The sequence below is a fragment of the Nostocoides jenkinsii Ben 74 genome (genome assembly GCF_001046875.1).
GTDB classification, from domain to species: domain Bacteria; phylum Actinomycetota; class Actinomycetes; order Actinomycetales; family Dermatophilaceae; genus Nostocoides_A; species Nostocoides_A jenkinsii.
This window is the reverse complement of the sequence record NZ_HF571038.1, coordinates 3,709,119-3,719,787: the sequence shown is the minus strand read 5'-3', so window position 1 is coordinate 3,719,787 and position 10,669 is coordinate 3,709,119. Positions and strand designations below refer to the sequence as shown.

Annotated in this window: 9 protein-coding genes and 1 tRNA gene; 7 read left to right on the top strand and 3 right to left on the bottom strand. The window is 68.9% G+C overall.

All coding sequences use genetic code 11. The annotated features are described in order from the left end of the window. Positions 1-17 precede the first annotated feature (17 nt). Positions 18-1,154 (bottom strand): CapA family protein, encoded by a 1,137-nt coding sequence (locus BN13_RS17730; protein ID WP_048548194.1) that lies wholly within the window; start codon positions 1,152-1,154, stop codon positions 18-20. Between the two features lie 129 nt (positions 1,155-1,283). Continuing rightward, the gene (locus BN13_RS17725; protein WP_048548193.1) at positions 1,284-2,060 is read right to left on the bottom strand and encodes a dioxygenase family protein; all 777 of its coding nucleotides are present in this window, start codon (positions 2,058-2,060) and stop codon (positions 1,284-1,286) included. Positions 2,061-2,194: 134 nt separating this feature from the next. Between BN13_RS17725 and topA the strand changes: the two genes are divergently transcribed. The 7 genes from topA (at position 2,195) to BN13_RS17690 (ending at position 9,868) form a co-directional block, all read left to right on the top strand. Then, the gene (gene topA, locus BN13_RS17720) at positions 2,195-4,960 is read left to right on the top strand and encodes a type I DNA topoisomerase (RefSeq protein ID WP_235434088.1); all 2,766 of its coding nucleotides are present in this window, start codon (positions 2,195-2,197) and stop codon (positions 4,958-4,960) included. A gap of 304 nt (positions 4,961-5,264) precedes the next feature. After that, positions 5,265-5,954: an AMP-binding protein gene (locus BN13_RS17715; RefSeq protein ID WP_048548191.1), complete on the top strand. Its 690-nt coding sequence runs from the start codon at positions 5,265-5,267 to the stop codon at positions 5,952-5,954. An 18-nt stretch (positions 5,955-5,972) separates the two neighbouring features. After that, positions 5,973-6,242, top strand: coding sequence for an AMP-binding enzyme (locus tag BN13_RS17710; RefSeq protein WP_048548190.1), 270 nt, complete (start codon positions 5,973-5,975; stop codon positions 6,240-6,242). Positions 6,243-6,301: 59 nt separating this feature from the next. Beyond that, a complete protein-coding gene (gene tmk, locus BN13_RS17705) occupies positions 6,302-6,919 on the top strand; it encodes a dTMP kinase (RefSeq protein ID WP_048548189.1) in 618 nt (205 codons plus the stop codon). After that, positions 6,916-8,085 (top strand): DNA polymerase III subunit delta', encoded by a 1,170-nt coding sequence (locus BN13_RS17700; RefSeq protein WP_048548188.1) that lies wholly within the window; start codon positions 6,916-6,918, stop codon positions 8,083-8,085. Before tmk ends, BN13_RS17700 begins: the two co-directional genes overlap by 4 nt. A gap of 102 nt (positions 8,086-8,187) precedes the next feature. Next, positions 8,188-9,735 (top strand): alpha/beta hydrolase, encoded by a 1,548-nt coding sequence (locus tag BN13_RS17695; RefSeq protein WP_048548187.1) that lies wholly within the window; start codon positions 8,188-8,190, stop codon positions 9,733-9,735. 59 nt (positions 9,736-9,794) lie between these two features. Beyond that, positions 9,795-9,868 (top strand) — tRNA-Thr (locus BN13_RS17690). 178 nt (positions 9,869-10,046) lie between these two features. Here the strand turns inward: BN13_RS17690 and BN13_RS19815 are convergent. Continuing rightward, the coding region (locus BN13_RS19815) for an SDR family NAD(P)-dependent oxidoreductase (protein WP_053079845.1) at positions 10,047-10,669 on the bottom strand (623 nt) is incomplete at its 5' end.

Sequence of the window (10,669 nt, the reverse complement as noted above, 5' to 3'; positions counted from 1 at the left end):
CCCGCGGCGGGCGCCGTTCAGGGGAGGGGAGCGGTCGGGCAGGTCGTGGCGTCGCCCAACGCCTTGGCGATCCGGTCTGCGGCCTTCGCGTCGGTATCGGCAACCACGGGGGTCGCAATGTGGCGGTTCTGCGCGACCGTGGTGGCGAGATAGCCGGCCGTGCTGTCGACATTGCCGAAGGCGTCCCGGGTCAAGGTCACTCGGGCGGTGAGGCCCTCGGTGTCCTGGCCGTCGGCGAGCAATTCGCCAAGGCTGTAGAAGACGTATTTGCCGTTGATCTTGGCGCACTGCTGGATGGCCCGCGGGTTCGTGCCGATCACCAGGTCGATGTCGGCCGAGTCGAGCAGTGAGGTGGCGAACTCCTTCTGGGAATCGGTCGGCTCGGTCGCCGCAGTCGCCCCCCAATTCAGGCTCACCACGACGAAATCGGCCCCGGCCGCCCGCGCCGCGGCCGCGTCCGCGATGATGCCGTCGGCCTTGACGGACGGCCACAGCGATCGCTTGAGCCAACGGGCCTCGCTCGGGGCCGAGGCGTCGGCTTCGTCCCCCGAGACGGCATAGGTGTAGGCCAAGTGCGACACCGTCGCAGCGTCGGTGCGGTAGGTGGCCACACGTCGGCCGTTGGACTGCGCCGCCCCCGGTCCGGCGTAGCCCAGGCCGTTCTCCTGGAAGACCCGGAAGGTGTCGGCCAAACCGTCGACTCCCAGGTCATAGGCGTGCGCGGACGCGCCATCGCACCCGGTGAAACCCGCCCAGGCCAACGTCCGCGCGACCTCACGCGGCGCGTTGAGCACGGTGCTGTCGGCGACGCTGAGGTCGATATCCGAAGCGCTCAGCGGCGTGCCCAGGTGACAGAGCGCGACATCGCTCCCGCGCGCGATCGGCCGAATGGCCGCCAGCATGCCGTCGAAGTCATAGATTCCGGCCGTGCCGGACGCCCGCTCCGCCGACGCGCGGATGGCGGCATCGACGCGGACATCGCCGGTCGCGGTGATCGTCACCTGGCGCGGGCTCCCCGAGGTGGCGGTGGAGGTCGACGACGGAGTCCCGCTCCCGGAGGTGCTGGTGCCCGACGGCGCCGCGGTGCCGGTGGTCGACACGTCGTCGAGGCCGCGGATCTCGGTGGAGGAGGCACACCCTGTGAGCAGGCTCACCGCCACGACAGCGGTGGGTGGTGGCTACTGCAAGGCGATGGCGGCGCATTCGCAGAATGCTAAAGGGCGAACCTTGAGACCCAAAGGGGCCGCGCCGCAAGGAATCCCAGTTCCGCAACGGCAGCAAGGTCAGGTCAACTGCCACGATCGCTTGGACAGTCCGAACCAGAACCCGTCGATCACGCTTTGGCTCTCCAGGCTTCCTCCGGCGTATGCCGCGCCAAGACTCACATAGAGCGGCGCCCAGTGCTCTGTGCGCGGGTGGGCGATGGTGGCGGCCGGGGCGCGCACGGCGAAGTCCAGGAGGGCGTCGACATCCTGGCTCGCCATCGCCTCGGCGGCCCAGTGGTCGAATTCCGACGACGGGGTCGGCGCCGGCGCGTCCGCGGGAGCGTGCGGGTTGAACCACCGCAGGTTATGGGTGGTGAACCCCGATCCGACGAGGAGGGTCCCTTCGTCACGCAGCGGCGCGAGCGCTTGACCGACGGTGAACAGTTGCCGCGGGTCGAGCGTCGGCAGCGAAAGCTGCAGCACGGGGACGTCGGCGTCGGGGAACATCTCGACCAGCGGCACATACGCTCCGTGGTCGAGGCCGCGGCTCTCGTCGCGGTGGACCCCGCCCAGCAACCGGTCCACGGAGGCGGCCAACCCCGGGGCGGTGGGCGCGGCATACGTCACCTCGTAGTAATGGCGCGGGAAGCCCCAGAAGTCATAAAGAAGCGGGACCTGGCCGGCGCTCGCGCTCACCGTGATCGGGGCGGCCTCCCAATGCGCCGAGACCATCAAGATGGACGTGGGCTTCTCGATCGTCGCGGACCAGGCCTGCAACTGGCCGGGCCAGATGGGGTCGTCCGCGAGGGGCGGGGCGCCGTGGGAGAGGTAAAGGACGGGCGGGCGAGCGGTCATACGGCCATCCTAGCCCAGTTAGTTGAAAACTGAACTGTCCACCTGCTTCGACCCGACTTGACAGTGCGTTATACGGTCTCACCGCGTGCACTCGGCGGTCTGCCGATGCAGTGGCAGGAAAGGCAAGTGGTCAAGTGGCGGGGCGCAAGCTGGTGATCGTCGAGTCTCCTCCCAAGGGGCGCAAGATCGCCGGATACCTCGGGCCCGACTTCGACGTCGAGGCATCGTTGGGGCACATTCGGGACATCCCGACGCCCTCGGAGTTGCCCGCGGACATGAAGAAGGGTCCGTTCGGCAAGTTCGGCATCGACGTCGACAACGGCTTTCAGCCCTACTACGTCGTCGACGCGGCCAAGAAGAAGAAGGTCGCCGAACTCAAGCGCCTGCTGAAGGACGCCGACGAGCTCTACCTCGCCACTGATGAGGACCGCGAGGGTGAGGCGATCGCCTGGCACCTGCTGGAGACCCTCAAGCCCCAGGTCCCGGTCAAGCGGATGGTCTTCAACGAGATCACCAAAGAGGCGATTCAGCGCGCCGTCGCCAGCACCCGCGAGATCGACGCCAACCTTGTCGAGGCTCAGGAGACGCGCCGCATCCTCGACCGGCTTTATGGGTATGAGGTGTCGCCGGTTCTGTGGCGCAAAGTCCGGGCCGGTCTGTCGGCCGGTCGGGTGCAAAGCGTCGCCACCCGCCTCGTCGTCGAGCGCGAGCGAGAGCGGATGGCGTTCCACTCCGCGTCCTATTGGGATGTCGAGGCCGACTTCGCCACCGGCAACCAGGAGCTGTTCACCGCTCGACTGTCCGCGCTCGGTGAGCAGCGGGTTGCCAGCGGCCGGGACTTCGACGACGCCGGCGCCCTGACCAGCGCGAAGGTCGTCCACCTTGGACAGCAGGACGCCGAGGCGATCGCCGCGGCGATGCCGACCGCAGCGGTCCGTGTGCTCTCGGTCAGCGAGAAGCCCTACACCCGCCGGCCGTCGGCGCCCTTCATCACCTCGACGCTGCAGCAGGAGGCCTCACGCAAGCTGCGGATGTCGGCCAAGGAGACGATGCGCACCGCGCAGCGCCTCTATGAGAACGGCTACATCACCTATATGCGTACCGACTCGGTCGCGCTGTCCGAGACCGCCTTGACGGCGGCTCGGGCGCAGGCGCGGGAGTTGTATGGTGCATCCTCCGTCCCGGACAAGCCTCGCCGATACACCTCCTCCAATGCGGCGGCGCAGGAGGCGCACGAGGCGATCCGGCCGGCGGGGGAGACCTTCCGGACCCCGGCGCAACTCGCGGCCGAGCTGCGGGGGTCGGAGCTGGCGCTCTACGACCTCGTGTGGAAGCGCACCCTGGCTTCCCAGATGGCCGATGCCGTCGGCTCCACCGCCACCGTGAAGGTCGGTGGGGACCTGCCCGACGGGCGGCTGGCGGAGTTCAGCGCGAGCGGAACCGTGATCACCTTCCGAGGCTTCCTCGCGGCATACGAAGAAGGACGGGACGAGGAGGACACCCGACGCAAGAAGGCCGCGAAGCTCGCGGCCGAGGAGGAGCGTCGCCTGCCGCAGTTGCGCGAGGGGGAGTCGCTGACGACCGAGCGGGTCGAAGCGGAGGGGCACCAGACGAGCCCGCCGCCGCGCTACACCGAGGCGACGTTGGTCAAGGCGTTGGAGCAGAAGAAGATTGGCCGGCCCTCGACCTACGACTCGACGATCGGGACCATTCAGGACCGTGGCTACGTCTCGACGCAGGGCAATGCGCTCGTGCCGTCGTGGCTGGCGTTCGCCGTGACCCGGTTGATGGAGGAGCACTTCAGTCAGCTGGTGGACTACGACTTCACGGCGTCTCTGGAGGACGACCTCGACCAGATCGCCAGCGGTGAGGCGCACCGGGTCCAGTGGTTGACGCGCTTCTATTTCGGTGACGAGGCCGCCGACAACTCGGGTCTGCGCGATCTCGTCAGCGACCTGGGGATGATCGACGCGCGGGCGGTGTCCACGATCGACATCGGCGACGGCGTCGTGGTGCGGGTCGGGCGTTATGGGCCGTATGTCGAGGAGGTCGCCGCGGACGACCCCGCCGGTGCCAGCGCTAGCGCCTCGGCCACGCCGCCACGGCGGGCCACGATCCCCGACGACATCGCGCCTGACGAACTCACCCCGGAGCGTGCCCGCGCGCTGCTGGCGATGTCCGCCGAGGACGGCCGCGTCCTGGGCGTCGACCCGGCGACCGGCTTCGAGATCGTCGCCAAGGCCGGCCGCTTCGGGCCGTATGTCACCGAGGTCCGTCCCGAGAAGGTCGACCAAGGCGCGACGATCAAGAAGACCGCGGTCCCCAAGCCGCGCACCGCCTCGCTGTTCAAGGCGATGGATCTGGCGACGGTCGACCTGGAGACGGCGTTGCGGTTGCTGAGCCTGCCGCGCGTCGTCGGCGTGCACCCGGGCACGGGTGAGGAGATCACCGCTCAGAACGGGCGCTACGGTCCCTATCTGAAAATGGGCAGCGACTCCCGAACTCTGGCGAGCGAGGACCTCCTGCTAGAGATCGGTCTGGACGAGGCGGTCGCGATCTATGCCGAGCCGAAGGTGCGGGGACGGGCAGCGGCCAAGCCGCCGATGCGCGAGTTCGACGCCGACCCGGTGAGCGGCAAGGCGGTGACCGTCAAGGACGGTCGATTCGGGCCCTATGTGACCGACGGGGAGACCAACGCGACCCTGCGCAAGGGTGACGATCCCGAGACGCTGACGGCCGAACGGGCATACGAGATCCTCGCCGAGAAGCGGGCCGCCGGACCGTCGACGCGCAAGCGGACGACCCGGAAGACGACCGCGAAGAAGACGACGACCAAGTCCGCCGCCAAAAGGACGGCCAAGAAAGCCCCGGCGAAAAAGGCGGCCGCGAAGCGGGGTTGATTCGCGGTCCCGGGCCGGGTCTTGACAAATGGCCTGATCCGGGCACGTACCGGTGAGTACTTAAGCGCCGGAGAACGCTAGCCGTCCTCCAAGGGAGGAGGGGTAGACGATGAATCCCCTGGGCAAGTGGCTGACCTGGCGCGCCGCGGCGTGGTCAGCCCGAGCCTCGGCGAGGCCACGTGGCGCCAGGCGAGCGCGATCTCGCGCTGGGGGATGGGCCTGGCCGGCCAGGTCCGGCAAGCCGCCGCCCTTGATCCCCACCGACTCGCCGTCATCGACGCCGACACTGGCGAGAGCCTGACGTATGCCGCGCTGGTCGCCCGCTCTGGTCGCCTTCCTCGACGCCGTCGATCTGCGCATCGGGGATGTGGTGCTCGCGAGCGCACCCATCGACCACATGTGGGGGATGTCGTCCGTCAGCTTGACCTTCGGGGTGCGTGGGACGCTGGTGTTGCAGCGGACCTTCGAGGCCGCCGCGGCATACGAGGCCTTGATCACCTATCGCTGCCAGGCGATGTTCGCCGTGCCGGTGATGCTGCAGCGCATCCTCGAACTCCCCCCCCCCGACGGTCGCGTGCGCGCGCTGGGGGAGTTGCGCGTGGTCGCCTCGTGTGGATCGCGGTGCCCGAGCGGCATGACCACCGACTTCATGGCAGCCTTCGGTGACGTGCTCTACAACGTCTATGGCACGACCGAGATCAGCGTGGCGACGATCGCTACGCCGACGGATCTGCGCCGGGCGCCGGAGAGTGTCGGCGTGGCTCCCCCCGGCATTCGCGTCAGCGTGCTGGACGACGACCTTCACGTCGTTCCCGACGGGGTGACCGGGCGCATCTTCGTGCACAACCCGATGGCGCGGGCCGACTACGCCGACGGTAGCGGACGCGCGGCGCAGCACCACGGCATGCAATTCACCGGCGACTTCGGGCACGTGCGCGACGGACTGTTGTTCGTCGACGGCCGCGAGGACGAGGTGGTCATCAGCGGCGGGTAGAACGTCTTCCCGGCCGAATTGGAGCGCGCCCTCGGGCACCACCCCGACGTGCGAGAAGTCGCCGCGATCGGGTTGCCGGATCGAGAGCATGGCAACCGCCCCGTCGCCTTCGTGGTACCGCGCGATCCCGACGTGGTTCACGGGGCGGCTTTGATCGCGTACGCCAAGCTTGAGGTCACCGAGTTGCGGGTGCCGCGGCAGGTGCTCTTCGTCGACGCGTTGCCGCGCAACGACATGGGCCGGGTCATCGGCGACGGTCTGCGGCAAGTGGCGACGGTGGGCAGTTGATGGTGGGGATCTAGGGCTGCCCCTCGGGGATGTCAGTGCCGCGGGCTAGGGTCGGGCGCATGCAGGACGGCTACTTCATCGCCTTTGAGGGCGGCGACGGCGCGGGCAAGTCCACCCAGGTGGCGCTGCTCGCGGAGGTCCTGCGTGCCGCCGGCCGCGAGGTCGTGATCACCCGTCAACCGGGTGGGACCGAGTTGGGGCGGCAACTACGGGAGCTGGTGTTGCACGGCGCGGCGATGGCACCACGGGCTGAGGTGCTGATCTTCGCCGCCGACAAGGCCCAGCATGTCGCCGAGGTGATCGCCCCGGCGCTGGCACTGGGTCAGGTGGTGGTCACCGATCGCTACACCGACTCGTCGGTCGCCTATCAGGGGGCGGCGCGCGACCTCGGCGCGGAGGCCGTCCACGAGTTGCAGATGTGGGCGGTCGGGCACCTGGTGCCCGATCTCACGATCGTGGTCGACCTGCCGGCGGCCGAGGGCCGGCGCCGGCGCGGTGACGTGCACGATCGGTTGGAGTCCGAGGCCGACGGTTTCCACGACGCCGTCCGGGCGCATTTCGGGGCCATGGCGCGGGGCAACCCGCAGCGTTATCTCCTGGTCGACGGCCTCGCCTCGCCGGAGCAGATCCACGCCACAGTGCTCGAGCGACTGCAGGTGGAGGGGGTGCTGTCATGACCCTCTCACCCAGCTCCACGGCGGCCGGGGGCATTTGGCGCGATGTCGTCGGCCAAGACGACGCCGTCGCGCTGCTCGCACGGGCCGTCGCGGAGCCGGCGATGATGACGCACGCCTGGCTCATCACCGGGCCGCCCGGGTCGGGCCGGTCCGTAGCCGCGCGGGCGTTCGCCGCCGCCCTGGAATGCCCCCGGGGAGGGTGCGGTGACTGCCGGGAGTGCCACACGGCATACGAAGGCACGCACGCCGATGTCGACGTGGTCGCGACGGACGGCCTCCAGATCCGAGTGAGCCAGGCGCGGGAGTTGGTGCAGCTCGCGGCCCGAGCGCCCTCGGTGGGGCGCTATCGGGTGATCGTCATCGAGGACGCCGACCGGCTCAACGAGCACTCCGGCAATGGGTTGCTGAAGGCGATCGAGGAGCCGAGCGCCCGCACCGTCTGGGTGTTGTGCGCGCCGTCCCTCGAGGACGTCCTGATCACGCTGCGCAGTCGGTCGCGCCACGTGCGGCTGCGCACGCCCCCGGCGACCGCGGTGGCCGAGCTTCTTCAGCGCCGCGACGGGATCGAGGCCCCGATGGCGTTGTATGCCGCGCGCGCCGCCCAATCCCACATCGGCTTGGCCCGGCGGTTGGCACGGGACGAAGGTGCCCGCATCCGCCGCCGCCAGATCGTCACGCTCGCCGGCAAGATCACCGGGGTGGGGGAGGCCGTCGGGGCCGCTGCCGATCTCGTGGCCATCGCCGACGAGGAAAAGGATGCGGCGCTCGCCGAGCGCAATACCGCCGAGCGGGAGCGGCTCGTGTTGACCCTCGGCGCCGATCCGGCCGCGCGGACGCAACCGCCGCACGTGCGGGCTCAGCTGGTCGCCTTGGAGAAGGACCAGAAGACCCGGGCGACGCGGTTCACCCGCGACGTGATCGACCGGTCGCTGGTCGATTTGCTGTCGGTCTATCGCGACGCTCTTGTGGTCGCGCTCGGTCTGGAGGCCGCGCTGGTCAACCAGGACAACCAGGCGCTGGTCGGTCAGGTGGCTCGGGCCTTTCGCGCCGAAGGGTTGCTGCGGGCCATGGACGCGATCGGGCTCGCGCGCGAGCGCATCGAGGCCAATGTGCCGCCGCTGCTCGCCCTGGAGGCCATGGCGGTCTCGCTGCAGTTGCCGCGTTGAGGCCGTCGACGACGGGAGTGCGCCGCTGGTTGTCCGGAGCGTGGGTTAACGTCCTGCCATGCGCGCAGCGGGGATGAGGCAGTGGGGATGAGGCAGGGCCCGATGAGATTGGGTGTGCTGCGATGGGGCGTGGCCGGGGTGACGGCCACGGTGACGGCCGCGCTCCTCGTCACCGGCTGCACCAATCCGCTCCGCTCGTCGAGCTCGTCGACGTCATCGAGCCCCCAGCCGGTCCCGAGCGCGATGCAGCCGCTGGCCAAGTTCTATGAGCAGAAGCTCAGCTGGACCGACTGCGGGTCCTCGGCCAAATGCGCCTACCTGACCGTGCCGGTCGACTATGCCAAGCCCGACGGGCCGACGACGCAGATCAAGGTGCTGAAGGTCCCGGCGCGCAAGGAGAGCTCGCGGATCGGCTCGCTGGTCGTCAACCCGGGCGGGCCGGGCGGCAGCGGCGTTGAGTATGCCCGCTACGCCGACTTCATCGTCGGCGCACCGGTGCGCCGGGCCTACGACATCGTCGGGTTTGACCCGCGCGGGGTGGCCTCCTCGTCGCCGATCGACTGCATCCCCGACGCGAAGCTCGATGACTGGCTGGCCCAGGACCCGACCCCCGACACGCCCGCCGAAGTGGCGACCTTCGGGGCCAACGCCGCGGCCTTCGGAGAGGCGTGCAAGGCCAACGCCCAGCCGCTGGTCGAGCACGTCTCGACCGTCGAGGCGGCCAAGGACATGGACGTCCTGCGGGCCGCGCTGGGCTCGGCGAAGTTGGACTACCTCGGCAAGAGCTATGGCACGTTCTTGGGGGCGACCTACGCCGGGTTGTTCCCGACCCACGTCGGCCGGATGGTGCTCGACGGCGCGATGGCACCCGACCTGACTCAAGAAGAGATGCTGCTCGGCCAGGCCAAGGGTTTCGAGACGGCTACACGCGCCTGGGCGCAGAGTTGTATCGACGACGGCTGCCCGCTCGGAGGCTCCGTCGATGAAGTTATGACGGGCCTGAGCGCGCTTCTGCGCAAACTCGACGCCACTCCCGCCCGGGTGGAGGGCGATGCCCGCGTGAAGCAACTCACCGAGGGCTGGGCCGCCTATGGCGTGGCCGCGGCGATGTACGACCAAGGCATGTGGTCCACGCTGACCAGCGCGCTGCGGCCGTTGATGGAGAAGAACGACGGGACCGCCCTGATGGGCCTGGCCGACACCTACTCCGAGCGCAATGTCGACGGCACCTACTCCGGCAACATGATGGAGGTCATCAGCGCGGTCTCGTGCCTGGACTCCAGCGACAGCCCCGACCTCGCCGTCTATGAGAAGCGCGCCAAGGACTTCAGCGCCCAGGCACCCGTGTTCGGCACGTTCTTGGCGTGGTCCGGAGTGACCTGCGGCAAGTGGCCGATCCCCGCCACCGGCAAGCCGGGTCCCATCGCGGCCGACGGTGCCCCGCCGATCGTAGTCATCGGCACCACCCGCGACCCCGCCACCCCCTACGAGTGGGCGCAACGCCTCGCCGCCCAACTCTCCTCCGGCGTGATGGTGACCTTTGACGGGGACGGCCACACGGCATACACCCGGTCGAACTCGTGCATCGACAACGCCATCGACACCTTCTATCTCAAGGACACCGCCCCCCAGGACGGACTGCGCTGCTGACCGGCGATTCGGTCTGAGCCCGGCCGTTCCGTATACTCGTCTCCGCGCCTCGGCGCACTGCCGCTTTAGCTCAGTCGGCCAGAGCGATTCACTCGTAATGAATAGGTCGTCGGTTCGATTCCGACAAGCGGCTCAGCAACGCCCCCGACCCACCCGGTCGGGGGCGTTCCTGGTTCCGGCCCCCGGTTCAAGGAACTTCTGCTAGCAGCAGTTAGTCAACTGTGGACACCTTGCAAGTTGTCCGCAGTTGACTAACTTGTGCTGAGTTGGGCTCCATGGTGCTGCCGTATGCCGATCAGCCCGCCGGGTGGTTAGTCGGACCCGCGCCAGTCGATCTTGCCGCGGTGAAGTTTGTGCTGGGCCGCTTGCGCCACCGGCTTCACCACGAGCGAGTCGATATTCACGTGCTGCGGCAGGCCCACCACGAATTCCACGCAGGCCGCGACATCGTCGGCGGTCAGCGGACGGTCCACGTCGGCATACACGGACGCGGCCTCGGCGGCGTCTCCCCGGAACCTCGTCAAGGAGAACTCGTCCGTCATCACCATCCCAGGGCGGATGTCGCAGACCCGGATGTGCTCGCCGACGAGTTCGAGGCGCAGGGTCTCGGAGATCACCGACGTGCCGTGCTTCGCCGCGCAATAGCCGGCGCCGCCCTCATATACGAGTTGTCCGGCGGTTGAACTCATGTTCACGATCGTCGCGTGGGGTGAGCGGCGCAGCAGCGGCAGGACGGCCTTGATGACGCGCACAGTCCCGATGACATTTGCTGCATACATCTCCTCCCAGTCCGTCAACCGCGCCTCGGCAACACTCTCGCGGCCGAGCGCCCCGCCGGCGTTGTTGACCAGCACATCGCAGCGCGCGAGGGTGGCGACGGCGGCGTCGACGGAGTCCTGGCTCGTGACGTCCATGACCAGGGTCGACGCCGTGC

Excerpts from the sequence above, each read along its gene's own strand:
- tmk (WP_048548189.1), top strand. The coding sequence starts at position 6,302 with ATGCAGGACGGCTACTTCATCGCCTTTGAGGGCGGCGACGGCGCGGGC.
- BN13_RS17695 (WP_048548187.1), top strand. The coding sequence starts at position 8,188 with ATGAGATTGGGTGTGCTGCGATGGGGCGTGGCCGGGGTGACGGCCACG.
- BN13_RS17715 (WP_048548191.1), top strand. The coding sequence starts at position 5,265 with ATGCCGCGCTGGTCGCCCGCTCTGGTCGCCTTCCTCGACGCCGTCGAT.
- BN13_RS17725 (WP_048548193.1), bottom strand. The coding sequence starts at position 2,060 with ATGACCGCTCGCCCGCCCGTCCTTTACCTCTCCCACGGCGCCCCGCCC.
- BN13_RS17700 (WP_048548188.1), top strand. The coding sequence starts at position 6,916 with ATGACCCTCTCACCCAGCTCCACGGCGGCCGGGGGCATTTGGCGCGAT.